This is a genomic window from Rothia sp. HMSC061D12 (assembly GCF_001836735.1).
GTDB lineage: Bacteria > Actinomycetota > Actinomycetes > Actinomycetales > Micrococcaceae > Rothia.
Map to the genome: position 1 here is coordinate 1,130,388 of NZ_KV830305.1, position 24,482 is coordinate 1,154,869.

Here is a 24,482-nt window from a genome sequence, read left to right on the forward strand (position 1 = left end):
TAGGGCGCAGTAAACACATCTTCCAGTCTATCGTGTTTGGATCGGGTAACGATAACTCCCTAGCAGATTATGTAGCTTTTATATTCTCTTAGCGTGATTTTTGAACACAAAATGTGGCGCACACCAAGCGTTCAAATATGCGAATACAGGAATATAGTCCTGTTGTGAATCTTTTCAAGCAGCAAAAAGCCCCCGCCGTACAGCGTACGGACGGGGGCTTTCTCGTCTTGAAGACTACTTAACGGTTACAGAACCGCCAGCGGCCTCGATCTTCTCGATAGCGGAAGCCGATGCCTTGTCGACAACAACGTTCACCTTGACGGAGATTTCGCCGTTGCCCAGAACCTTCACGAGCTCGTTCTTACGAACGGCACCCTTAGCAACCAGTGCCTCGACGGTGACGTCGCCACCGTTGGGGAACAGTTCCTGGATGCGGTCCAGGTTAACAACCTGGTACTCGGTGCGGAAGGGGTTCTTGAAGCCGCGCAGCTTCGGCAGGCGCATGTGCAGCGGCAGCTGGCCGCCTTCGAAGCCTGCACGAACCTGGTAACGTGCCTTGGTACCCTTGGTACCGCGACCTGCGGTCTTACCCTTGGAGCCTTCACCGCGGCCAACGCGGGTCTTTGCCTTGTGGGCACCCGGTGCCGGGCGCAGATCGTGAATCTTGATAGCTTCTGCCATCTTTACTTGACCTCCTCAACCTTCACCAGGTGAGCAACGGTGTTAACCATGCCAACGGTGACGGGGTCAGCAGTGCGGACTACCTTGTTGCCGGGGCGCTTGAGGCCCAGGGAACGCAGGGTGTCGCGCATGTTCTGCTTCTGACCAACATAGGACTTGACCTGGGTGATTTCCAGCTTTGCGTCGCTGGGCTGAATACGCTTGGCCATTACTACGCACCTGCCTTTTCAGACTTGGTGTTGCGCAGGTAGCTGGGGATAACCTCATCGGTGGGCAGGCCACGGCGGGCTGCCACTGCCAGGGGCTCCTCGAGCTCCTTGAGTGCTGCAACAGTTGCGTGAACGATGTTGATCTGGTTGGAGGAACCGAGCGACTTGGACAGCACGTCGTGAATGCCTGCGCACTCGAGTACTGCACGCACGGGGCCACCTGCGATAACACCGGTACCAGCGGTTGCCGGACGGAGCATCACAACGCCTGCAGCTGCCTCACCCTGCACGCGGTGCGGGATGGTGCGGCCTTCGATACGGGGAACGCGGAAGAAGTTCTTCTTTGCTTCCTCGACACCCTTGGAGATTGCTGCGGGAACTTCCTTAGCCTTACCGTAGCCAACGCCGACCAGGCCGTTACCGTCACCAACGACGACCAGTGCGGTGAAGCTGAAGCGACGACCACCCTTGACGACCTTGGAAACGCGGTTGATGGTCACAACGCGCTCGATGTACTTGTCCTTCTCCTCCTCGCGAGCGCGGTTGTTACGGCGCTCACCACGGCCACGACGCTCGCCGCGGTTGTTGCGGCGCTCCTCGCGCTGGTTGGAGGTCTCAGCGGTTTCAGCTACTACTGCTTCGCTCACCTGAGTTTCCTTTACGTTCTGCTCGCTCATTAGAGTGCAAGACCTCCCTCGCGTGCACCGTCAGCAACGGCTGCAACACGGCCGTGGTACTTGTTACCACCGCGGTCGAACACGACTGCCTCAACACCAGCTGCCTTGGCGCGCTCTGCAACGAGCTCACCAACGCGCTTTGCCTTAGCGGTCTTGTCCAGGTCAGCTGCACGCAGCTCTGCTTCCATGGTGGAAGCGGATGCCAGGGTTACGCCCTTGACATCGTCGATAACCTGAACGAACATGTGACGGGTCGAACGGGTGACGCACAGGCGCGGACGCGCAGCGGTACCCGAAACGTACTTGCGGATGCGAGCGTGACGACGTGCACGCTGCGCTGCCTTCGACTTGATAGCCATGTTTACTTACCAGCCTTTCCGACCTTGCGGCGGATGTGCTCACCTGCGTAGCGAACACCCTTACCCTTGTAGGGATCGGGCTTACGCAGACCACGAATGTTTGCTGCAACCTGACCAACGAGCTGCTTGTCGATACCCGACACGGTCAGCTTGTTAGCACCCTCCACTGCGAAAGTAATACCCTCGGGAGCGGTGATGTTGATCGGGTGGGAGTAGCCCAGAGCGAACTCCAGGTCGTTACCCTTCGGGGTCACACGGTAACCGGTACCAACGATTTCCAGCTTCTTCTCGTAGCCGGAGGTAACGCCGATAATCAGGTTCTGAATCAGGGTACGAGTCAGACCGTGCAGCGAGCGAGACAGGCGCTCGTCGTTCGGACGAGATACAACGATCTCGTTTTCGTTCAGAGCCACGGTGATGGGGGAAGCTACCTTGTGGGAAAGCTCGCCCTTCGGGCCCTTAACGGTGACCAGGTTGCCATCGACCTTAACCTCAACGCCGGCGGGAACCGAGATGGGGAGACGTCCAATACGTGACATTATTCTCTTCCTTTCTCTTCTAACCGACTACCAGATGTAAGCGATGACTTCGCCGCCCACGCCCTTCTTCGCTGCCTGCTTGTCAGTGAGCAGACCCGAAGAGGTGGACAGGATTGCGATGCCGAGGCCACCCAGAACCTGGGGCAGGTTGGTGGACTTTGCGTAGGTACGCAGGCCCGGCTTGGAAATACGACGCACGCCAGCGATGGAACGCTCGCGGGACGGACCGTACTTGAGGACGAGGGTCAGGGTCTTGCCGACCTTTGCATCCTCAACCTTCACGTCGGCGATGTAGCCCTCAGCCTTCAGGATCTCAGCAATGCGAGACTTCAGCTTGGAGTAGGGCATGGATACGGTGTCGTGGTATGCGGAGTTTGCGTTACGCAAACGGGTCAGCATATCTGCGACCGGATCAGTCATAGTCATTGTGGGCTTTTGCCCTTCCTCGTTGTGGTTTCCCTACCCCGCGGTAACGGGGTCTGGACCTACAACGTAGTCGTTAGTTGGTCTTGAACGGGAAGCCCAGTGCCTTCAGGATTGCACGGCCTTCGTCGTCGGTCTTCGCGGAGGTCACCACGGTGATGTCCATACCACGCACGCGGTCGATCGAGTCCTGATCGATTTCGTGGAACATGGACTGCTCGGTCAGACCGAAGGTGTAGTTACCGTTACCGTCGAACTGGCGGTCCGAGAGGCCGCGGAAGTCGCGGATTCGGGGCAGTGCCAGGGTGACGAGGCGGTCCAGGAATTCCCACATGCGGTCGCCACGCAGGGTGACGTGTGCACCAATGGGCATACCTTCGCGCAACTTGAACTGTGCGATGGACTTCTTAGCGCGGGTAACAATCGGCTTCTGACCGGTGATTGCGGTGAGATCGCGGATTGCGCCGTCCATGAGCTTTGCGTCGCGAGCTGCCTCGCCAACACCCATGTTTACGACGACCTTAACGATCTTCGGGGTCTGCATGACGTTCTCGTACTTGAACTCTTCCTGCAGAGCGGGAACGACGACCTCAGCGTACTTGGTCTTGAAGCGGGGGGTGATCTTGGTTTCGGTCATTAGATGTCCTTACCCGAACGCTTAGCAACGCGCACGCGAACGGTGCGCTCCTTGCCGTCACGCTCTACAGTCTCGAGGCGGAAACCAACACGGGTCGGCTTCTTGGTCTCGGGGTCAACAATCGCAACGTTAGAAACGTGGATCGGTGCCTCAACCTTCTGAATGCCGCCTGCTGCGCCGGTCAGGGGGTTAGCCTTGGTGTGCTTGGTGACGACCTTGACGCCCTCAACAATCACGCGGTTTTCCTTGGGGAGAACCTTCAGAACCTTGCCCTGCTTGCCCTTATCTGCACCGGAAATAACCTGAACCAGGTCGCCGGACTTGATCTTAGCCATGAATTAGAGCACCTCCGGAGCCAGCGAAACGATCTTCATGAACTTCTTGTCGCGAAGCTCACGACCCACGGGGCCGAAGATACGGGTACCACGGGGATCACCATCAGTGTTCTTCAGGATCACTGCGGAGTTCTCGTCGAACTTGATGTAGGAGCCGTCGGGACGACGGGTTTCCTTCTTGGTGCGGACGACGACTGCCTTGACAACGTCACCCTTCTTTACGGTACCGCCGGGGATTGCGTCCTTGACGGTTGCGACAATGATGTCGCCAATGCCTGCGTAGCGACGCGAGGAACCACCGAGAACACGGATGGTCAGGATTTCCTTCGCACCAGTGTTGTCGGCGACCTTCAGTCGCGACTCCTGCTGAATCATATTTCTCCTGTCGTCTCGCCGGTTCCGACTCGCTTTAGGCGCGAGCCAGCCTTGCGGAACATTTTTACGGGATTGGTTGACGCCCCGGGCCCCATCTCTGTGGAAGGGGTTAGCGGAAACGCCTGGGGCAAACCCATGCCAGAAGCATTTGGACCCGCGTGAAGCGGGCGTATCCACCCGTAAGTAGCGGCATTATGCACTGGCACGAGAAGCCCGTGGTTGCGCGGCTATTTGGATACAGCCACACAGTCTTAACACTGTACAGGAATCAGGTATGTAGCGCAAGAGTTTGCTGACTATGATTTCGGTCTCCCCTACCCTATCTCTGGAAATAGTCGGATTTAGGGAGTAAAAACCTCATACCCCACATCACCGTCGAGCGAGAAGGTCTCTTATTTGACACTTAAAGCAGGAGGCCCCTTCGTGTAGTTCCTGACGCATAAGAAACTGAAGGGGCCTCGAGAAATCTACCAAACAATGTGTCAAACAAGGATGGTAGATATTTATATTTTACTACGTTTTAATATGCCTCCACGACAGACTTGCCGCGGGGCTGGCGAGAGATCACGGCGGTTCCGCTCCTTACGCAAACGTGCATACAACGCTAGAGCACAGCAGACACGACGTTGGCGACTCAGCCGCTCTTCACACAACAACTAGGGCATATATACTTTCGCGATACCGTCACGAACGATAGGGCGAGGCGGTTCTCCCGGCCGAGCTTCTTCTGCCGCCTCGTAGTATTTGCCAGAGTTCGCATCCAGCACATAGGGAACCTCAACTGCAGGGTAGTCTCCTGCTTTATCGATAACAATGACACTCCCGTCCTTCAACAGGACCTGGTGATTAATGCGGGTGGGAGCCACCTGCACGGTGTCAATAATGGCTCGATTGAGCGTATTGATGACAGCAATAGTTCCGCCACCAGCAACTGCCGCCTCCCCCTTGCCGCCGAAATCAGCAACATAGAGCAGGTGACGTTCTGCATCGAGCAAGATATCGGTGGGCATCTTTCCGAAAGGAAGATAATCGAGGTGCTCACCCTCAAAATTCAGAACGTATAGACCACCGTTCTTACCCTCGCGCCCTTGCGCAGAGACATATAGTTCACCGCGCGACGAGTCAATCCCCACGCCGTGTACACCGATTGGAGTATTGGTATCTTCCCCTCCAATTACGGGTAGCCTGCGCACGAGCTCCCAGGTATTCATATCCACAACCCAGATTTCATCTCGCATAATATTCGGGATGTACAGGAGGCTACGGGTTTCATCCGCTACGGGCCCTAGCAGCATGGCGGGACTTTCCCCTTGAAGGGCGCTAACCTTACGCTCCCCTTCTGCGTTGGGCGCAGAAATCACCTGGTAGCCACCCATGCCGGTAACGAGCACGGCACCGTTGGGTGCGACGTATAGCTCGCGCGGAGTCAGCATCTCTACTCCTAGAGTGAGAGAATCCCATACGAGCGATAGATCTTTTTGGGAGTATGCGGTGACGGAGTTTGTACGCGTTCCTCCGGTCCAGAGAAGCCCCCGTTCGTTGTCTGCGGCTAGGCCGTAGGCAGCTTGAATCTGGAAGAGGCTTGCTAGTTCGGGGTTATTTTCCGGGATAGCGGGCAGAACAGCTGTCTTCTCAATCTGCAGGGTATCTGCGTTTATGCGAGCAAATGTGGCGCAGAGAGTGCCGTGGGTCTTTGTATGGTTATAGCTTCCGCTTACAAAAAGAACGTTCTCTTCAGAGTTGTATGCCACTTGATACTGACCAGCGAGTCCCGCAGAACGAGCCACGGAAAAACGCTTATTATCGAGCGTATTTTTCTGTCCTTCTCCTGCGGCAGAGGGAACCATGAGTATCTCCAGAGTTGTGTAGTTTGGAGGATAGCTCGCCTATATTTTGCGGGCTTAGCATCCGAGGCTTTTACTGTATATCTTACGCTTTGCCCACCACTTTGAGACTTTTCTAGCACAGCCCATACGCTGTACCGTTCGTTATCGAGACGTCCTATATTGGCACCATGTGCCACTCTCCCCATGCTCTGAACGGGGCAAATTTACCCGACGAAAGCTATAACATTCTGCATATAGTTAGCATGAAAGATATCTATCTAGAGATACTGGCACCTTACAGAATCAGTAGACCTATTATGAGTCGGCTAGAGCCATAGATTTCGTAACATTTCGTCACTTCTGACCCCTCTCAAAACAGCAGTCTGAAAAAATCTGCTTAAAAATTTAGAAATTAAGGTTTGTTTTTTCAAAAATCAAGTTTTTTGGTAAAAAACGCGCTTCAAGGTGCGAAAATCAGCGAGATGTACCATAACAGAAGAGACGCATGCGTCAAACAAGAGGTTCGGTCCTTATCGGACAGATTTCTTGGGTCCCTTTTTCCTCGCTAATCCGTTTGTCTAGGGACCGAACCTCGCTTTGACATTAAACCCGCACTTCGGTGCGGGTTTTCTTCGTATTTGAGGCGTTAGAATCTCGCGTTTCATTCCTACGGGCTGTTAACTCGTCAAATAAGGGCTGGCGAGTATAGAGGGAGTGCCTCGCACTCCCCCACTTCTCTTGTATCTCCCCGTTGTTACTTCTGCGCTTAGTCTAGGTCTTCCGTCTGAATACATTGGGCAAACTGAAAGGGGCGGTACCCATCGGTTCGATGGGTACCGCCCCTTTCAGTGCATATCGGCAGTTTCAGAGAGTCAAACGGGTTCTTGAATATCTAGCAGATCCCGCTCTACCTCTTTCGCTACCACCAAGCGGTAGTATCGTGAGCTGCCGTGGGGTACAGGCTATGCCTTGCGGCGACGTGCTACCAGCACAGTTGCGCCAACGACCAGGGCAAGAACGCCGATTCCTGCAGCAACGACGACGCCCGAAGCACCGGTGTTAGCCAGCGAAGACTTCGAGGAGCTCGAAGCGGTGGAGCCGTTGTTGGAAGATGCTACGTTCTGCGACGAAGAGCCGGAGGTCTTCGGTGCAGTGCTGTCCTTCTTCTGAGCCTCAGACTTCAAAGAATCCGCGGGAGCCTTGGACTGATCCTTAGCGTTTTCCTTTACCTGTTCCTTGGAGTCTGCCGGTGCGGAAGGCGCCTCAGAGGGGTTAGTTACAGGTGCATTAGCCGATTCGGATGCCTTCGGTGCAGGTGCCTGGTTGTCGATGCTGAAGGTGTATTCTGCAGCCACACCACCGCGTACGTTATCGTTCTCTGCCAGGGAACCGGAGAGCAGGTAGATAGCAACGCTATCGCCGGTCTTCAGCTCTTCAGTCAGGTTAGAGTTTGCCACGGTGGGGCGGTCGATGGTTGCGGTGAAGTTACCGTTTTCGTCCGCCTTGATGTATGCCCAGATGCCTGCGCTATTGCCTTCAACGCCTTCGAGCTTGGGCTCTTCCTTCGGAGAAATAGCGCCCTTATTCAGCTTGACTGCGATAACGGAGCCCTTACCGTCCAGAGTCTTGAACCCTTCACCGCGGAAGGTCAGCTTCTGGCCATCCCAGGTCTTGGGGAAGTAGACCTTAGCGCCGTCCTTGTACTCGTGTACAACTTCGTTGGACTCTGCACTCTCGGAGGGTGCCGGGGTGCTGGGTTCGGGCTTAGCAGACTCGCTCGGAGCCGGAGTGGTCGGCTCAGGCTTAGCAGACTCGCTCGGAGCCGGGGTGGGCTGTTCGCTATCCGGCAGGCTCAGCTTAGTGCCGGCAGGGTAAGTGGTAGTCACGCCAGAAGGAGTAGCAGCGACCTGGGTGGTTTCTGCCGGTGCGCAGGTCTCAGCGGTGTCTGCCTTCTTCTCTGCAACAGTTGCGGAGAGCGCTTCACCACCGCGAGGAGTGTCACCTTCAACAATGGAGCCGGAGAGCAGGAAGACCGACACCTTGTCGCCACTCTTCAGGTTTTCCGTCAGGTTGGAGTTCTCGGTGGTCGGGTACGGCAACTCAGCGGTGAAGTTACCGTTCTCGTCTGCCTGGATGTATGCCCAAACACCTGCGCTGTTGCCCTCAACACCGTTGAACTTCGGCTCTTCCTTAGCGGAGATACGACCCTTGTTCAGCTTGACAGCGAGCACGGAGCCCTTCGAACCGTCCTGGGTCTTGAAACCTTCACCACGCAACTTCAGGGTTTCGCCGGTGGTCCAGTCCTTCACAGCGTAGAGCTTAGCGCCGTCAGCGTAGGTCTTCACCAGTTCTTCAGAAGCAGTCTGCACTGCCGGCTTTGCGGTGGTTTCAACGGTGGTGCTGATCTTCACCATGACGCCGGGGGTAATCGGGGAATCTGCGTTGTCCTTGCCCTTGGGCTCGGTGCTAGAGGTGCGGTATTCGCCGGTGGTCTTATCGATGGTGTAGTTCGTTTCAATGGCGGAAGCGCCTTCGATGCTACGTGCTACAGCGTATACGCTACCGTCTGCAGTGACCAGAACATCATTCGCACCGCTAGTTGCGCCGGTGGACACCTGAGACACAACGGTGCCGGTGCGTGCGTCAACAACGCCGACGTTGCCGGTACCGTAATCGGTCACGTACAGCAGGTCACGGGCTTCGTCGGAGGCAAGGGCGAGAGCCTGAGAGCCGAAAGGAATGGTCTTCTTGTAGGCGCCGGTTTCCAGGTCGTAGACGGTGATACCGGAGTTAGTGCCCTTACGGTCACCCTGGGAGCTAACGTAGATTTCCTTCAGAGACTTGTCGATGGTGACGTCAGAGGCGTTCAGGTCGGCTTCAGCATTGTCCTTGTGCAGCTGAATGGTCTTCTCAACCTCGTAGCTCTTGGTGTCGATTACCTTCACGGTGCCGGCACTCAGGGAAGGAACGTAGAGCTTGCCATCGGCGGAGTCCACGTGCATGTTCATTGCGATGTCAGATTCGCCCTTGGCATCGGTGAATTCAATCTTCTTGACCAGAGCGTGCAGGGTGGTGTCGAAGACGCTAATGCCGCCGGAGCCAGAGACAAAGACCTTGCCGCTGGAGGGATCGATGCGTACCTCGCGCGGGTGGTTGACCTCGCCTTCTGCGCTGCTCCAGATAATCTTGTTGGTCGCGGGATCGAAGACAGATACCTTGTTGACGCGGGTCTGGGTCACCCATACGTATCCGGTTGCTTCGTCGTAGGCAATACCGTAGGGAGATTCGATCTGCTTACCGGTCGGTGCGGTAGCGCCACGAGCGGTGAAGTCAGTGGTCGGGAACTGGTAGACAGTGGAGAGGCTCGGGGTGGATGCAACGTTCCAGGTGCCGACACCACCGGTCAGTACCGGCGGGCGGCCGGAGGAGAAGGAGGTGTAGAGGGAGGAGGTTGCTGCCGAGTATGCCAGCTGGTACTGGCCGGGCAGGCCCTGGTACTGGGTAGCGCTCACTGCGATGTGGCGGCATTCCTCAGCAGAGGTCTGGGAGTTTCCTCCGGGGACAGACGCGGAGACGTTTGCCGCAAAGGTAGCGGGAACCGCAGCGAAAGAACCTGCGACAACGGAAAGTGCGCCAGCAATGGCGAGCAGCTTACGTGAGGGCTTGGGTGAAGAAGTCATGCTGATCCTCGATGATGTGTAGTGGTACTTCTCCAAAGGTCGTGCAACCTCCGGAAGATGCGTAGCTAAGCCCCTATGGATTAGGCAAGGCTAGACTAAGCAACTATAAAGTTGATAATAAGTGCCTCATTAGGTTATTTTCAAGCAGCTTTTATCAGCGCCCACGCTTCTCACGACTCTTTTAGCCACCCTCGCTATCCTCCCTAAAGCCCCGCATACACGCTCCACAAGGGGATTTCTTCCTCCAGCTCAAGCTACGTGGCTCTTTGATAGCGTTGTCCGGTAAAAGTATCCACTTTTCTGTATGACATCTTCAAAAGTTTTATGACAAATATTTATTCGGCATTTCATGACTTCTATCGTTGATTCTGTAGCCCACAGAACTTCCCGCTGAGTTCTCCCGGATAAAGGTTAAACGCAAAGGAGCCCTCTCCTACCTAAGTAGGAGAGGGCTCCTTTTATTGCTCTAGCAGAGAGTCATTAGAGGGCTTACTTAGCCTTCTCGATGATCTCCACGATACGCCAGCGCTTGGAAGCGGACAGCGGACGGGTCTCTGCAATCAGAACGAGGTCACCAATACCAGCAGTGTTCTGCTCGTCGTGTGCCTTGATCTTGGAGCTACGGCGAACGACCTTGCCGTACAGTGCGTGCTTCACGTGGTCCTCGACCTCGACGACAACGGTCTTGTCCATCTTGTCGGAGACAACGTAGCCGCGGCGGGTCTTGCGGTAGCCGCGCTCTTCGTTCTTTACTTCACTCACTTGGACTCACCTTCAGTTGCGGGACGAATACCGAGCTCGCGCTCACGCAGCACGGTGTAGATACGTGCGATGTCGCGCTTGATAGTGCGGCGACGACCTGCGTTAGCCTGACCGGTGACTTCCTGGAAGCGGATGTTGAAGAGTTCCTTCTTCGCTTCGCTCAGCTTTGCAGCCAGCTCTTCGTTGGAGAGCTCTGCGAGCTTATCGATGCTCAGGTCCTTGGATCCTACTGCCATCTCGCTTATTCACCACCTTCGCGGCGACGCACAACACGTGCCTTCATCGGGAGCTTGTGGATTGCCAGGCGCATTGCCTCGCGAGCCACTTCTTCGGACACACCGGAGAGTTCAAACATGACTCGACCCGGCTTGACATTTGCGACCCACCACTCGGGCGAACCCTTACCGGAACCCATACGGGTTTCAGCGGGCTTCTTGGTCAGCGGACGGTCGGGATAAATGTTAATCCAGACCTTACCGCCACGCTTGATGTGACGGGTCATTGCGATACGTGCAGCCTCAATCTGGCGGTTGGTCACGTATGCGGGCGACAGGGCCTGAATGCCCCACTCACCGAAGCTAACCTCGGTGCCGCCCTTTGCGAGACCATTACGCTTGGGGTGGTGCTGCTTGCGGTACTTTACTCGACGGGGAATAAGCATTTATGCCTCACCGTTCTCTGCAGTCTTGGCCTCGACCTTTGCCGAAGCGTTCTCGTTGCGGCGCTCGCGACGAGGACCACGGTTGCCCTGGCGGCGGCGGTCACCATCGCGGCGGTTGCCACGGCGGTTGTTTGCTGCCTGCTGAGCTGCCAGCTCCTTGTCGGTCAGGTCGCCCTTGTAGATCCAGACCTTCACGCCGATGCGACCGAAGGTGGTCTTAGCCTCGAAGAAGCCGTAGTCGATGTTCGCACGCAGGGTGTGCAGGGGCACACGGCCTTCGCGGTAGAACTCGGAACGGGACATTTCAGCGCCACCCAGACGGCCGGAGCACTGGATACGGATACCCTTTGCGCCTGCACGCTGTGCGGACTGGATTGCCTTCTTCATTGCACGGCGGAATGCAACACGCGATGCGAGCTGCTCTGCGATGCTCTGTGCAACCAGCTGAGCGGAGAGGTCGGGGTTAGCAACCTCGAGGATGTTCAGCTGAATCTGCTTGTTGGTGAGCTTCTCGAGCTCGCCGCGGATGCGGTCTGCTTCTGCGCCACGGCGGCCAATCACGATACCGGGACGAGCGGTGTGGATGTCCACACGCACGCGGTCACGGGTACGCTCGATCTCGACCTTTGCAACGCCTGCGCGATCCAGGTTCTTTGCCAGCAGCTCGCGGATCTTTACGTCCTCGCGGACGAAGTCAGCGTAACGCTCGCCGGGCTTGTTGGAATCAGCGAACCACTTGGAGACGTGGTCAGTGGTGATGCCCAGTCGGAAACCGTTCGGGTGAATTTTCTGACCCATTTAGCGGTCCTCCTCCTTCTCCGGGGTAGCAACTACCACGGTGATGTGGCTGGTGCGCTTGTTGATTCGGTATGCGCGACCCTGAGCGCGGGGCTGAATGCGCTTCATGGTCGGGCCCTCGTTCACGAATGCTTCGCTGATGAACAGCTCTTCCTCGCGGAAGGGCAGACCCTGCTGGGTTGCCTTCTGACGAGCGTTAGCTACTGCCGAAGCAACGATCTTGTATACCGGTTCCGAAGCTGCCTGGGGGGCGAACTTCAGAATCGCCAGAGCCTCTTCCGCCTGCTTACCACGGATCAGGTTGACGACACGGCGGGCCTTCATAGGCGTAACGCGAACGAAACGCGCTGATGCCTTGGCTTCCATTGCCTATCTCTCTTTCGTCTATTGCCGAAAGGGAAACGTTAGCTTATCGGTGTGAACCGATTAGCGACGCTTGCCCTTACGGTCGTCCTTCACGTGGCTGCGGAAAGTGCGGGTCGGAGCAAACTCACCGAGCTTGTGACCAACCATCGACTCGGTGATGAACACCGGCACGTGCTTGCGACCGTCGTACACTGCGATGGTGTGACCGAGCATGTCGGGGATAATCATCGAGCGACGCGACCAAGTCTTGATTACGTTCTTGGTGCCCTTCTCGTTCTGAGCTGCAACCTTCAGGTAGAGGTGCTGATCAACGAAAGGGCCCTTCTTCAAACTACGAGGCATGTTTCAGGCTCCTTAGCGCTTCTTGCCAGTACGACGGCGACGAACGATGAGCTTGTCGCTTTCCTTGTTGGGACGGCGGGTACGACCCTCGGGCTTACCGTTGGGGTTAACCGGGTGACGACCACCGGAGGTCTTACCTTCACCACCACCGTGCGGGTGGTCAACCGGGTTCATGACCACACCACGGACGGTCGGGCGGATGCCCTTCCAGCGGTTACGGCCAGCCTTACCCCAGTTGATGTTGGACTGCTCAGCGTTGCCGACCTCACCAACGGTTGCGCGGCAGCGAACATCCACGTTGCGGATTTCGCCGGAGGGCAGACGGAGCTGACCGTACTTGCCTTCCTTAGCAACCAGCTGTACAGAAGCACCTGCGGAACGAGCCAGCTTTGCGCCGCCACCGGGGCGGAGCTCGACACAGTGAATCACGGTACCAACGGGGATGTTGCGCAGGGGCAGGTTGTTACCGGGCTTGATGTCAGCTGCGGGGCCGGACTCGACGATGTCGCCCTGAGCGAGCTTGTTCGGAGCGATGATGTAGCGCTTGGAACCATCGAAGTAGTGCAGCAGCGCGATGCGAGCGGTACGGTTGGGATCGTACTCGATGTGTGCAACGCGTGCGTTAACGCCGTCCTTGTCGTGACGACGGAAGTCGATCAGACGGTACTGGCGCTTGTGGCCGCCACCCTTGTGACGGGTGGTGATGCGACCGGTGTTGTTACGGCCGCCGGTCTTGTGAAGCGGACGAAGCAGGGACTTTTCCGGGGTGGAGCGGGTGATCTCGGAGAAATCAGCAACGCTCGAACCGCGGCGACCCGGGGTCGTCGGCTTGTACTTACGAATACCCATTTAGATATTTCTTCCTTCGTTAAAGTGGTCTCCGCGGGGCTTATGCCTGCGGACCGCCGAAGATGTCGATGGTGCCTTCCTTGAGGGTCACAATCGCACGCTTGGTGTTCTTGCGAGCGCCCCAACCGAAACGGGTGCGCTTGCGCTTGCCCTGACGGTTGATGGTGTTGACGGAAGCAACCTTGACGTCAAAGATCTTCTCGATGGCCTGCTTGATTTCCAGCTTGTTGGAATCGGTAGCGACCTCGAAGGTGTACTTACCTTCGTCGAGCTGACCGTAGCTCTTCTCGGAAACGACGGGAGCGATGATCACGTCGTATACAGACTTGGTGGAAACGCTCATTACTTAGCGCCCTCCTTCTTCTGAGCTGCAGCAACGAATGCGTCGAATGCTGCCTTGGTGAAGACCACGTCGTCCGAAACCAGCACATCGTAGGTGTTGAGCTGGTCTGCGTACAGAACGTGGACGTTCTCCAGGTTACGTGCGGACAGAGCCACAACGTCCTCTGCACGAGCAATCACAAGAAGGATGTTCTTGCGCTCGGTGATAGCTGCGAATGCAGCCTTTGCAGCCTTGGTCGAGGGAGTCTCACCGGAGATGAAGTTCTCGACAACGTGGACGCGGTCGTGACGAGCGCGATCGGAGAGAGCACCGCGCAGTGCAGCGGCAATCATCTTCTTGGGGGTGCGCTGTGCGTAGTTACGCGGGGTCGGACCGTGAACAACGCCACCGCCGGTCATGTGCGGTGCACGGATGGAGCCCTGACGTGCGTTACCGGTACCCTTCTGCTTGAAGGGCTTACGGCCTGCACCGGAAACCTCGCCGCGGTTCTTGGTCTTGTGGGTGCCCTGGCGTGCAGCAGCGAGCTGTGCAATGACAACCTGGTGCAACAGGGGCACGGATGCCTGCGCGTCGAAAATCTCTGCGGGCAGGTCTACCTTAAGGGTCTTAACAGCCATGATGTATTAGGCTCCCTTCACAGCGGTACGAACCAGAACAACGCCGCCCTTGGGACCGGGGATTGCGCCCTTGATCAGCAGGACATTGTTCTCTGCGTCCACACCCTGGATAGTCAGGTTCAAGGTAGTGTGACGTGCTGCGCCCATACGGCCAGCCATGCGCATACCCTTGAACACGCGTGCGGGGTAGGATGCGCCACCGATGGAACCGGGCTTGCGGTGGTTCTTGTGCTGACCGTGAGACGCGCCAACACCCTTGAAGCCGTGACGCTTCATAACACCTGCGAAGCCCTTACCCTTGGTCTTACCAACGACGTCGACCTTCTGGCCTGCTTCGAAGAGCTCAACGGTCAGTTCCTGACCGAGGGAATACTCAGAAGCATCTGCGGTACGCAGCTCGACGATGTGGCGACGGGGGGTAACACCGGCCTTCTCGAAGTGACCAGCCAGGGGCTTGGTAACCTTGCGAGAGTCGATTGCACCGAAACCGATCTGAACAGCTTCGTAGCCGTCAGTTTCCTGGTTACGGATCTGGGTAACAACGTTAGAATCAGCCTTGACGACGGTGACGGGCACGAACTTGCCGTCCTCGTCCCAGACCTGGGTCATGCCGAGCTTGGTGCCCAGCAGGCCCTTCACCTGGCGCTCGAATTTGTTAGTCATTAGATGCGATCCTCTACAGCTTGATCTCGATGTTTACGTCTGCCGGCAGGTCGAGACGCATGAGGGCATCAACAGCCTTGGGGGTCGGATCAACAACGTCGATCAGACGCTTGTGCGTACGCATCTCGAAGTGCTCGCGGCTGTCCTTGTACTTGTGGGGAGAACGAATAACACAGTAGACGTTCTTCTCGGTCGGCAGCGGCACGGGGCCAACTACAGTTGCGCCTGCGCCCTTGACCGTTTCGACGATTTTCCGTGCCGAAGAATCGATGACCTCGTGGTCATAGGACTTCAGACGGATGCGGATTTTCTGTCCCGCCATCTGTCGGACTCTCTTTCTTGATGTATTCCCTGTATCGGAGCTTTTGCCCCTTTGTTATAGCGCTTAAGGAACGCGATATATTCATCACGTGCGCCACTCAGAACGGACTGAATCCGGCTTTGCCGGGTTCCTCACCCCGCCTGAGTACCGACCCCCGAACTCGGGCGTGTCGCCTAATTTTCTAGACAAACTCGTCCCGTCATCCTTCGGACCGGGTCATACGTGGGCCTACCTTTAGTGCAGGTAGACGCTTTGACAACGTCGTCAATTCTCTCAGAGTTAGAGCCCTGATGCAATACGAACACAAGTTAAGTGCTTAAGAACACTTAACTGTCGCTGTCAACCTGAGGATACTCCCGCGATGTAACTCTCAGGGAGCTTTCAATCTACTTTCAGTAAGTTCCATGCGCTTTATTGCTCTTAATAAAGCTTTTAGGCCTAAAGACTCTCGTATCGTAGAAGTATCACTACAGCCTAAGGAGAAACCATGTCTCAGCCGACACAACCTCATCAGGCATCCTCTAGCTCTCACTCTTCGTCTCAGAGCCCTCAGTATGCTCAGCCGCAAGGTCTCGGCTTGTACGTTCCCCCGTCCCTATCGAGTCCGTATCCTCAGCCTCCTGCGCAGCGACGCCGGGTCAATGAGGATATCTTCCTCAATATTGTTCTGTACATCGGCTCGCTCCTGCTCATCGGCGCTGCAGGTCTTTTTGTCACCTCGGTGACTTCTTCTCAGGATGAAACGGCTATCTTCCGTGTCCTCGCAATGGCGCTTGGAGCAATTGTCTTCTACGGAGCCGGTCTGCTCACCTACCGTTTCGTAGAGCGCCTGCGTATTGCCTCCTACTCTTTTGCAGCAACGGGTCTTGCGTTTATTCCTCTGACCGGCGTTGCTATCTATGTCCTCAAGATTTGGACTGAAGGACGCTACATCTGGCTCCTCACGTCTCTGGTTGGCACTGCAGCTATTGTTGGAGCCTGCGCCCTCATGCGTAACCGTGTGATGGCGTACCTGCTGATTTCGTTCATCGTTTCGGACTCGTTGGCAGCTACGAAGGTGGCGGCTCTGCCTTTCGTTTGGTATTTCGTTTCTCTGACTGCCGTTGCCACTGTTCTGGGTTTGATTCTGCACTTTGCCCCGAATGCTGCCCCGAAGGGTATCCGCGAAGGTCTTGTTGATTCTTCCCGTATTTTCGTCCCGGCTACTGCCGTCGCCATTTTCTTCTTTACCAACGATCTGAGCTACACGGATGCAGGTATTGCCTTTGCGGTCATGTCTGTGCACGCCATTCTGTTCACCTGGCTGAACGGCACGGCGGATTACTACGCCCAGGCACGCATCTACCCGATTGCATCCATTCTCTCCTTCATCATGGACTCGGATCACGGCCCGTGGTTCCCCAGTATCTTCTTCGTCTCTGTTCTGGTTGTTAACCTGATTTCTGCCTACGTATTTATTCCTCGTCTGCAGAAGACTATTGCTGGTTCCGCTCCTGCTGCCGCTGAACAGTCCGAGCAGGTGCAAAGCACCCCGGCTATCCCCTGGGCGAAGGAAGCTCTTCACCAACCCGCTCGCAAGATAGAGTGGTTGCCGGCAATTGACGCATGCGTCGGCGTATTCTTCTCCTTCTTTGCTCTCCTTGATGCCTTCTACACTGCTCACGTCGCTGATAGCGTTACCTACGCAACGCGCTGGAGCACTTTCCTTCCCTATGCAGAGGGTAATCAAGGTGTCTTCCCCGCGCCCTGGGTTATTGGTGTCCTCTGCATTGTCAGTTTCTTGCTGTACCGCAAGGCAATTCAGCCTCTGGTGCTCATGAGTTTTGTAGCGCTCATCCCGGTCATTGGCATGTATGCTTCCCCTGGCAACCAGGGAACGTTCTACCTCTTCTTTGCCGCGGCTGTAGTCATCTATCTGGTCACTGCTAAGGCTCCCGAGGCACGTACTGCTGGAGCGGTACTGAGCAACATCGGTTATGCCATTGGTATGATTCAGCTCTTCCTCGCTCTCATTCCTGAGATGCAGACTTCTGAGTCACTTTTGATGTTTGCGTTGGTCTGCGCCGCTATTGCGCTACTGACTTTTGTCCTCTCTCAGGGCGTTGCAGCGCAGAACGCAAGCTACCGTCTTGTAGAGATGTCGACGTACCTCTTCTTGGGCGTTTTTGCTCTCTTCGTGGGGTACGTAGCTAACCATGCTGATGGCGGAGCACATGGCCGATTCTGGGTTGGTTTCCCTCTCTTCTCGGGTGCCGTCCTCTTCTTGAGCGTCCTGAGCGCTCTTATTCTGGCCCGCGCGCTACGACTTTCGGATGTTGGTTCCTTCCGCTCCACGCTTGTCATGTTTGTCCGTATCGCGTTCTACGCGACTCTGCTTATCGCGACGATTGGCTCGCGACACTACCTGCTGTACGACTTGCAGAAGGAGTACATTGCTGTAGCATTGCCGGCGCTCCTGACCGTCGTTTATGGTGCGCTTGGTTTCTTTATGCCGGTTGGCTCTTCGATTCGTTCGGAGCTACTCACCGTTGCGCGGTTCCCCATCTGCTGGTCGGTCATTCTGCTCGCGATCACCGGCAATATGAAGGAATCGCTCGTAGACTTCCTCGTACTTGCGCTGCTGGCGGTTCAGGCTCTGTGCAGCGTGCTACTCTACGCGTACTCCAAGCGAAACTACGAAGCATACGCGGCGGCGATTTTCTTCACGCTCGGTTCTGTCCTGAGCGCAGGCCGTTTCATTGGCGATTTTGATAATCTTCTGTTCGCGGTAGCAACTCCTGCTATCTTCATCTCTGTATGGGTGCTTGCCCTTATCTTCAGGGTCTCCCGCATGCAGATTGGTGCCTCCATCAGCATCACGACTTTCTGCATCGGTGCTCTGTGGAATCTCTTCAACACGAGGGAAAGCACAATGGAGATGACTCTTCTGGGCTACTACGCTCTGATTGCCGTCATCATCCTGTTCGTTCTGAAGGTCACGCTCCCGGTTGAGGTCTTCGGTGTGAGGGCAAATGTTCGTCCTCGCATCGCTGTTCCGGCCGGTAATACGATGGTTGATTTGCCGATGCACGGCCCGCTGGGTGCCCCCTACGCGCGTTTCATGTCTCGCCGTCCCCTGAGCCAGGGTATCTATGCACCGGTCAATACGCTGCTGATGATTCCCGCTCTGGCGGTGCTGGGATTCTACACCTTCGTTGGGTTGGTTTTTGAGCCCAGGCAGGTGGAGCTCAACGCACTTCTCTGGGGTCTGGGTGCTCTGTCCTTCGTATCTGTCACCAAGGCGAAGAACCTGCCGATTGTCTGCACCACGGCGTTCAGCCTCTTCATCGCCCGTCTGGTCATTGATTACTCGAAGTCCAACCCCCTGAGCGTCATTCTTGAGGTTGCTCTCCTGATTCTGCTGGCTGTTGTGGCAGCCAAGGTTCTCAAGAACTTCATCGCAAAGAGGCCTGTAGATACGCAGGTATCGGATTCTCCTCTGTACTGGGCTTTGGGTCTGCAGGTGTTCCTCACCCTGGTAACGTGGGCAGTTCCCGCTGATGGTCCGGATATCGTGGTGTTGGTACTCGGTATTGCCCTGACTCTCCTGAGCGCTCTGCTGCTCGACCGAGTCTGGACCTATATCGCAACTGCTCTGGTCACCCTCGACCTGGCAATTTTGCTCAACGGTCTGAACCCGCTGACCCTGCTAATCATCTCGATTTTGCTTATTGCCGGCGTTATCTGGCGTCTGCTGGCGCGACAGAATAAGCAGGATGTGGTAGCTCCGCACCAGGGTTCTGAGCAGCTCGAGGACTTCCCGCACACTCAAGATCAGCCGGGTATGCATCCCCAGGGCAACGTCCAGATGCAGCAGCCCCGGCTCCTCAGCAAGGCTACGAGCCTCGTCATGAGGAAAACATCTAGCTATCAGCACGTATAGGTTCTATTCCTACGGCATTCTGTAGTAGGATTACCTATGTCCCTTCCGAGGGGCAGTCATTCGAATTGCGGTTCCCAGCCTTCGGGCTGGGAACCGTTTTTCTTTGTCCGAAGATTTTATATTCCTATCTGCAGGGTCTTTAGACGCTCCCCCGCCGTAAGCCGGTCCGCATGACCCAGCTTCTGTCTCCGAGCCAGCAGATCTCTGAACGGAGTAGGCAGTCGTTCCTCTGCTCCCCTGCCCCAGGGCTTTCCACATCCAGCTTCTTTCCATATCCAGGAGTTCAGAATCTACGGCTAGAGGGTACGGATATGTCATACCGCCGCCGGGGAGGGTGTTCCCTGCCGTTACAGATTCACCGTAAACTCCACTATCAGCCACGCATACCCCCTCAGAAGCCTTGAGCGGCTACTAGGACGAACTGATAACGCTCAGAGCGGTTTCGTACAGTCCAGCAGATAATGCCGTTCTCTCCTTTGCCAGAGCCTTCAGCAACCCGCAAAAGGGCATAACAAAAGGACCCCCGCAGATGCGGGGGTCCTTGAGTATCGCTACCTGATGGAGAGTCTCCCCTCCGGCAGATTTTTAGCGAATTGTCGTAAATTTACGGCAATTACTTGATGATCTTGGTAACGCGACCCGAACCAACGGTGCGGCCACCCTCACGGATAGCGAAGCCGAGGCCCTCTTCCATTGCGATTTCCTGGATCAGGGTAACGGTCATCTCGGTGTTGTCACCGGGCATAACCATCTCGGTGCCCTCGGGGAGGGTGATAACGCCGGTCACGTCAGTGGTACGGAAGTAGAACTGAGGACGGTAGTTGGAGTAGAAGGGGTTGTGACGGCCACCCTCATCCTTGGAGAGGATGTAGACGTTTGCCTCGAACTCGGTGTGGGGGGTGATGGAGCCCGGCTCCACGACAACCTGACCACGCTCAACATCGTCACGCTTCAGACCACGCAGCAGCAGACCACAGTTCTCGCCTGCCCATGCTTCGTCGAGCTGCTTGTGGAACATCTCGATACCGGTAACGGTGGTCTTCTGGATCGGGCGGATACCGACAATCTCGACCTCGGAGTTGATCTTCAGGGTACCGCGCTCTGCACGACCGGTAACAACGGTGCCACGACCGGTGATGGTGAAGACGTCCTCGATGGGCATGAGGAAGGGCTTGTCCTTCTCACGCACGGGGTCCGGAATGTAGGTGTCGACTGCGTCCATGAGCTCCTCGACCTTAGCAACCCACTCGGGGTCGCCTTCGAGAGCCTTCAGTGCGGAAACGCGAACAACGGGAGCGTTGTCGCCGTCGAACTCCTGCGAGGAGAGGAGGTCACGGACCTCCATCTCGACGAGGTCGAGGAGCTCTTCGTCGTCAACCATGTCTGCCTTGTTCAGTGCAACCAGCAGGGTGGGGACGCCAACCTGGCGAGCGAGCAGAACGTGCTCGCGGGTCTGTGCCATGGGGCCGTCGGTAGCTGCAACCACGAGGATTGCGCCGTCCATCTGAGCCGCACCGGTAATCATGTTCTTGACGTAGTCAGCGTGGCCGGGAGCGTCAACGTGTGCGTAGTGGCGCTTCTCGGTCTGGTACTCGATGTGAGCAATGTTAATGGTAATACCGCGCTGGCGCTCCTCGGGAGCGGAGTCGATCATACCGAAGTCGCGCTTCTCGTTCAGGTCCGGGTACTTGTCTGCCAGAACCTTGGAGATTGCTGCGGTCAGGGTGGTCTTACCGTGGTCAACGTGACCAATGGTACCGACGTTAACGTGAGGCTTGGAGCGCTCGAACTTAGCCTTAGCCAAGAGTGTTCCTCCTAGAACGATTGAAAACATGCACGCGGATCTTCGCTCCGGCGCATCCCGTTATAAAACGGTCTAGCGTCTACAATAGCGGATTACGCCGCAGAGATGAAACTGTTCATGCTCTCAATAATGGATTTAATTGAAAATTTTGGCGTGGGCCACAGGTTTTTAGCCCGTGGCCCACGGGTGAGACGCGAAAATTACTCGCCGCGGCTCTTCTGGATGATCTCGTCAGCGACGTTCTTGGGAACCTCGCCGTAGCTATCGAATGCCATCGAGAACACTGCACGACCCTGGGTCTTACCACGCAGGTCGCCAATGTAACCGAACATTTCGGTCAGGGGCACGATAGCCTTGATGATCTTAACGCCGGATGCGTCCTCCATGGAACGAACCTGGCCACGGCGGGAGTTCAGGTCGCCGATAACGTCGCCCATGTACTCCTCGGGGGTACGAACCTCAACGTCCATCAGCGGCTCGAGCAGGACCGGGTTAGCGCGCTTAGCGCCTTCCTTGAAGACCATCGAACCAGCGATCTTGAACGCCATTTCGGAGGAGTCGACGTCGTGGTAAGCACCGTCGATCAGGGTTGCCTTCACGCCCACCATCGGGTAGCCAGCGAGGACACCGAACTTCATAGCGTCCTGGATACCAGCGTCGACCGAGGGGATGTACTCGCGAGGAACGCGGCCACCGGTGACCTTGTCCTCGAACAGGTACAGCTCTTCGCCATCCAGGGGCAGGGGCTCGAAGGAGACCTGCACCTTTGCGAACTGACCGGAACCACCGGTCTGCTTCTTGTGGGTGTAGTCGACCTTCTCGACTGCCTTCTTGATGGTCTCGCGGTAAGCAACCTGAGGCTTACCAACGTTAGCCTCAACCTTGAACTCACGCTTCATACGGTCAACGATGATGTCCAGGTGCAGCTCACCCATACCACCAATTTCGGTCTGACCGGTTTCTTCGTTCAGCGAAACGGTGAAGGTGGGGTCCTCAGCGGAAAGCTTCTGGATAGCAGTGGACATCTTCTCCTGGTCGCCCTTGGTCTTGGGCTCGATAGCCACGAAGATCACGGGGTCGGGGAAGGTCATCGACTCGAGAACGATCGGGTGTGCGGGGTCGCACAGGGTGTCACCAGTGGTGGTGTCCTTCAGACCAATCGCAGCGTAAATGTGACCTGCGGTGATCTCCTCAACCGGGTTCTCCTTGTTGGAGTGCATCTGGAAGAGCTTACCGATGCGCTCCTTCTTACCCTTGGTGGAGTTCAGAACCTGCTGGCCCTGAGCTGCAACACCGGAGTACACGCGGGTGTAGGTCAGCTGACCGTAGAACGGGTGAGCTGCAACCTTGAATGCCAGTGCTGCGAAGGGCTCGTCAGCGGATGCCTTACGGGTCAGCTTCTCTTCCTCATTGGAGGGGTTGGAGCCGACAACGTCCGGAACGTCCAGCGGGGAGGGCAGGTACTCAATCACAGCGTCCAGCATGGGCTGAACACCACGGTTCTTGAATGCAGAACCACAGAGAACGGGGAATGCCTCGCCTGCGATCACGAGCTGACGGATACCAGCCTTGATCTCGGGGATGGACAGCTCGCCCTCTTCGAGGTACTTCTCCATAAGCTCTTCGCTAGCCTCAGCAACAGCCTCAACCAGCTCAGCGCGGTACTGCTCAGCCTTCTCAACCAGGTCAGCGGGGATGTCCTGAACCTCGTAGGAGGCACCCATGGTCACGTCACCCTTGGCGTCGCCAGGCCAGACGTATGCCTTCATTTCGAGCAGGTCAACAACACCGAGGAAGTCGCTCTCAGCGCCGATGGGGAGCTGAACAACCAGCGGGCGTGCACCCAGACGGTCGATGATGGTCTGAACGGTGAAGTAGAAGTCAGCACCCATCTTGTCCATCTTGTTGACGAAGCAGATACGGGGGACATCGTACTTGTCAGCCTGGCGCCAAACGGTCTCAGACTGGGGCTCAACACCTTCCTTGCCGTCGAACACAGCAACTGCGCCGTCGAGGACGCGCAGGGAGCGCTCAACCTCAACGGTGAAGTCGACGTGACCGGGGGTGTCGATAATGTTGATCTGGTTGTCCTTCCAGAAGCAGGTGGTTGCTGCGGAGGTAATGGTAATACCTCGCTCCTGCTCCTGAGCCATCCAGTCCATGGTGGAAGCGCCGTCGTGGGTCTCACCGATCTTGTGGTTAATACCGGTGTAGAACAGAATGCGCTCAGTGGTGGTGGTCTTACCGGCGTCGATGTGCGCCATAATACCGATGTTGCGGACCTTGTTAAGGTCGGTGAACACGTCAAGTGCCACGTTATTCTCCCTAAATGAGATACTCCGAAAGCCTGCCGACTCGAATCGACTCGGCAGGCTCTAAACGGAGAATTACCAGCGGTAGTGTGCGAAGGCCTTGTTGGACTCGGCCATCTTGTGAGTGTCCTCGCGACGCTTCACAGCGGCACCGAGACCGTTGGACGCATCCAGGATCTCGTTCATCAGACGCTCAGTCATGGTCTTCTCGCGGCGCTGCTTCGAGAAGCCAACGAGCCAGCGAAGAGCCAGAGCGGTGGAACGGCCGGGGCGAACCTCAACCGGAACCTGGTAGGTTGCACCGCCAACGCGGCGGGAGCGAACCTCGAGAGAAGGCTTGATGTTGTCCATTGCCTTCTTCAGGGTTGCGACCGGGTCAGAACCGGTCTTCTTCTCGACACCCTCGAGGGCGCCGTAGACGATGCGCTCTGCGACGGACTTCTTGCCGTCCAGCAGAACCTTGTTGATCAGCTGAGTGACCAGAGCAGAACCGTAAACAGGATCGTTTACGAGGGGACGCTTGGGAGCGGGACCCTTACGAGGCATTACTTCTTCTCCTTCTTAGCGCCGTAGCGGGAGCGAGCCTGGCCGCGACCCTTAACACCCTGGGTATCCAGAGCGCCACGAACGATCTTGTAGCGAACACCGGGGAGGTCCTTCACACGACCACCGCGAACGAGCACAATCGAGTGCTCCTGCAGGTTGTGACCCTCACCGGGGATGTATGCGGTAACCTCGACGCCGCCGTTGAGCTTGACACGAGCGACCTTACGCAGTGCCGAGTTCGGCTTCTTCGGGGTGGTGGTGTACACACGGGTGCACACGCCACGCTTCATGGGGTTGCCCTTCAGTGCGGGCGCCTTGGTCTTAACGACCTTGGGAGTCCGGCCCTTGCGGACCAGCTGCTGAATAGTAGGCACGTTTTCTCCGTTGCTTGATCAGGTTTCTCGTTAGAGAATCCCGTATAAACTTACTGGCCC

27 protein-coding genes are annotated in these 24,482 nt (G+C 56.5%); 1 reads left to right on the forward strand and 26 read right to left on the reverse strand.

The features are described 5' to 3' along the window. Nucleotides 1-234: 234 nt before the first annotated feature. The 22 genes from rplO to rpsJ all read right to left on the reverse strand — a co-directional run bounded on the left by rplO (nt 235) and on the right by rpsJ (nt 15,464). A complete protein-coding gene (gene rplO, locus HMPREF2682_RS04400) occupies nt 235-681 on the reverse strand; it encodes a 50S ribosomal protein L15 (RefSeq protein ID WP_005505008.1) in 447 nt (148 codons plus the stop codon). A 2-nt stretch (nt 682-683) separates the two neighbouring features. After that, entirely contained in the window at nt 684-890 is a 207-nt protein-coding gene (gene rpmD / locus HMPREF2682_RS04405) for a 50S ribosomal protein L30 (protein ID WP_004005265.1), read from the reverse strand. Between the two features lie 2 nt (nt 891-892). After that, on the reverse strand, nt 893-1,537 hold the full coding sequence (rpsE, locus tag HMPREF2682_RS04410; protein WP_171840195.1) for a 30S ribosomal protein S5: 645 nt from the start codon (nt 1,535-1,537) through the stop codon (nt 893-895). Nucleotides 1,538-1,566: 29 nt separating this feature from the next. Further along, nucleotides 1,567-1,926, reverse strand: a complete 360-nt coding sequence (rplR, locus tag HMPREF2682_RS04415) for a 50S ribosomal protein L18 (RefSeq protein WP_005505006.1) — start codon at nt 1,924-1,926, stop codon at nt 1,567-1,569. Between the two features lie 2 nt (nt 1,927-1,928). After that, a complete protein-coding gene (rplF, locus tag HMPREF2682_RS04420) occupies nt 1,929-2,465 on the reverse strand; it encodes a 50S ribosomal protein L6 (protein ID WP_005505004.1) in 537 nt (178 codons plus the stop codon). A 27-nt stretch (nt 2,466-2,492) separates the two neighbouring features. Then, nucleotides 2,493-2,891: a 30S ribosomal protein S8 gene (rpsH, locus tag HMPREF2682_RS04425; protein ID WP_049331925.1), complete on the reverse strand. Its 399-nt coding sequence runs from the start codon at nt 2,889-2,891 to the stop codon at nt 2,493-2,495. Nucleotides 2,892-2,964: 73 nt separating this feature from the next. Then, entirely contained in the window at nt 2,965-3,525 is a 561-nt protein-coding gene (gene rplE / locus HMPREF2682_RS04430) for a 50S ribosomal protein L5 (RefSeq protein WP_070819400.1), read from the reverse strand. Continuing rightward, nucleotides 3,525-3,860, reverse strand: a complete 336-nt coding sequence (gene rplX / locus HMPREF2682_RS04435) for a 50S ribosomal protein L24 (protein WP_005504988.1) — start codon at nt 3,858-3,860, stop codon at nt 3,525-3,527. The genes rplE and rplX overlap by 1 nt, the downstream gene beginning before the upstream one ends. Before the next feature lie 3 nt (nt 3,861-3,863). Next, complete coding sequence (rplN, locus tag HMPREF2682_RS04440; protein WP_005504986.1) at nt 3,864-4,235, reverse strand: 50S ribosomal protein L14; 372 nt, start codon at nt 4,233-4,235, stop codon at nt 3,864-3,866. Between the two features lie 656 nt (nt 4,236-4,891). Continuing rightward, the gene (locus tag HMPREF2682_RS04445) at nt 4,892-6,082 is read right to left on the reverse strand and encodes a YncE family protein (RefSeq protein WP_070831751.1); all 1,191 of its coding nucleotides are present in this window, start codon (nt 6,080-6,082) and stop codon (nt 4,892-4,894) included. Nucleotides 6,083-7,023: 941 nt separating this feature from the next. Further along, complete coding sequence (locus HMPREF2682_RS04450) at nt 7,024-9,741, reverse strand: LPXTG cell wall anchor domain-containing protein (RefSeq protein ID WP_070831753.1); 2,718 nt, start codon at nt 9,739-9,741, stop codon at nt 7,024-7,026. A gap of 489 nt (nt 9,742-10,230) precedes the next feature. Further along, entirely contained in the window at nt 10,231-10,503 is a 273-nt protein-coding gene (gene rpsQ / locus HMPREF2682_RS04455; RefSeq protein WP_012903053.1) for a 30S ribosomal protein S17, read from the reverse strand. Further along, the gene (rpmC, locus tag HMPREF2682_RS04460; RefSeq protein ID WP_005504969.1) at nt 10,500-10,739 is read right to left on the reverse strand and encodes a 50S ribosomal protein L29; all 240 of its coding nucleotides are present in this window, start codon (nt 10,737-10,739) and stop codon (nt 10,500-10,502) included. Before rpmC ends, rpsQ begins: the two co-directional genes overlap by 4 nt. 5 nt (nt 10,740-10,744) lie before the next feature. Continuing rightward, nucleotides 10,745-11,164 (reverse strand): 50S ribosomal protein L16, encoded by a 420-nt coding sequence (gene rplP / locus HMPREF2682_RS04465; RefSeq protein ID WP_044150210.1) that lies wholly within the window; start codon nt 11,162-11,164, stop codon nt 10,745-10,747. Then, on the reverse strand, nt 11,165-11,962 hold the full coding sequence (gene rpsC / locus HMPREF2682_RS04470; protein ID WP_005504966.1) for a 30S ribosomal protein S3: 798 nt from the start codon (nt 11,960-11,962) through the stop codon (nt 11,165-11,167). It abuts the gene before it with no gap. Then, nucleotides 11,963-12,328, reverse strand: coding sequence for a 50S ribosomal protein L22 (rplV, locus tag HMPREF2682_RS04475; RefSeq protein WP_005504964.1), 366 nt, complete (start codon nt 12,326-12,328; stop codon nt 11,963-11,965). It abuts the gene before it with no gap. A gap of 60 nt (nt 12,329-12,388) precedes the next feature. Then, entirely contained in the window at nt 12,389-12,670 is a 282-nt protein-coding gene (gene rpsS, locus HMPREF2682_RS04480; RefSeq protein WP_004005282.1) for a 30S ribosomal protein S19, read from the reverse strand. Nucleotides 12,671-12,682: 12 nt separating this feature from the next. Then, nucleotides 12,683-13,519, reverse strand: a complete 837-nt coding sequence (rplB, locus tag HMPREF2682_RS04485; protein WP_005504961.1) for a 50S ribosomal protein L2 — start codon at nt 13,517-13,519, stop codon at nt 12,683-12,685. Between the two features lie 40 nt (nt 13,520-13,559). Then, nucleotides 13,560-13,862 carry a 50S ribosomal protein L23 gene (rplW, locus tag HMPREF2682_RS04490; RefSeq protein ID WP_005504959.1) on the reverse strand — a complete coding sequence of 101 codons (303 nt, stop codon included), beginning with the start codon at nt 13,860-13,862 and terminating at the stop codon, nt 13,560-13,562. Beyond that, the gene (gene rplD / locus HMPREF2682_RS04495; RefSeq protein WP_049347280.1) at nt 13,862-14,479 is read right to left on the reverse strand and encodes a 50S ribosomal protein L4; all 618 of its coding nucleotides are present in this window, start codon (nt 14,477-14,479) and stop codon (nt 13,862-13,864) included. The genes rplW and rplD overlap by 1 nt, the downstream gene beginning before the upstream one ends. Nucleotides 14,480-14,485: 6 nt before the next feature. Beyond that, nucleotides 14,486-15,142 (reverse strand): 50S ribosomal protein L3, encoded by a 657-nt coding sequence (gene rplC, locus HMPREF2682_RS04500; RefSeq protein ID WP_005504955.1) that lies wholly within the window; start codon nt 15,140-15,142, stop codon nt 14,486-14,488. Between the two features lie 13 nt (nt 15,143-15,155). Beyond that, the gene (rpsJ, locus tag HMPREF2682_RS04505; RefSeq protein WP_004005287.1) at nt 15,156-15,464 is read right to left on the reverse strand and encodes a 30S ribosomal protein S10; all 309 of its coding nucleotides are present in this window, start codon (nt 15,462-15,464) and stop codon (nt 15,156-15,158) included. Nucleotides 15,465-16,041: 577 nt separating this feature from the next. Between rpsJ and HMPREF2682_RS04510 the strand changes: the two genes are divergently transcribed. Then, entirely contained in the window at nt 16,042-19,386 is a 3,345-nt protein-coding gene (locus HMPREF2682_RS04510; RefSeq protein WP_246827251.1) for a Fe2+/Zn2+ uptake regulation protein, read from the forward strand. Nucleotides 19,387-19,999: 613 nt separating this feature from the next. Here HMPREF2682_RS04510 and tuf read toward each other — a convergent pair. The 4 genes from tuf to rpsL form a co-directional block, all read right to left on the reverse strand. Beyond that, the gene (gene tuf / locus HMPREF2682_RS04515; protein WP_005504946.1) at nt 20,000-21,190 is read right to left on the reverse strand and encodes an elongation factor Tu; all 1,191 of its coding nucleotides are present in this window, start codon (nt 21,188-21,190) and stop codon (nt 20,000-20,002) included. A gap of 200 nt (nt 21,191-21,390) precedes the next feature. After that, the gene (fusA, locus tag HMPREF2682_RS04520) at nt 21,391-23,505 is read right to left on the reverse strand and encodes an elongation factor G (RefSeq protein ID WP_070737711.1); all 2,115 of its coding nucleotides are present in this window, start codon (nt 23,503-23,505) and stop codon (nt 21,391-21,393) included. A gap of 72 nt (nt 23,506-23,577) precedes the next feature. Continuing rightward, on the reverse strand, nt 23,578-24,048 hold the full coding sequence (gene rpsG, locus HMPREF2682_RS04525; RefSeq protein WP_005504941.1) for a 30S ribosomal protein S7: 471 nt from the start codon (nt 24,046-24,048) through the stop codon (nt 23,578-23,580). Beyond that, nucleotides 24,048-24,422, reverse strand: a complete 375-nt coding sequence (gene rpsL, locus HMPREF2682_RS04530; protein WP_005504939.1) for a 30S ribosomal protein S12 — start codon at nt 24,420-24,422, stop codon at nt 24,048-24,050. Before rpsL ends, rpsG begins: the two co-directional genes overlap by 1 nt. Between the last annotated feature and the right edge of the window lie 60 nt (nt 24,423-24,482).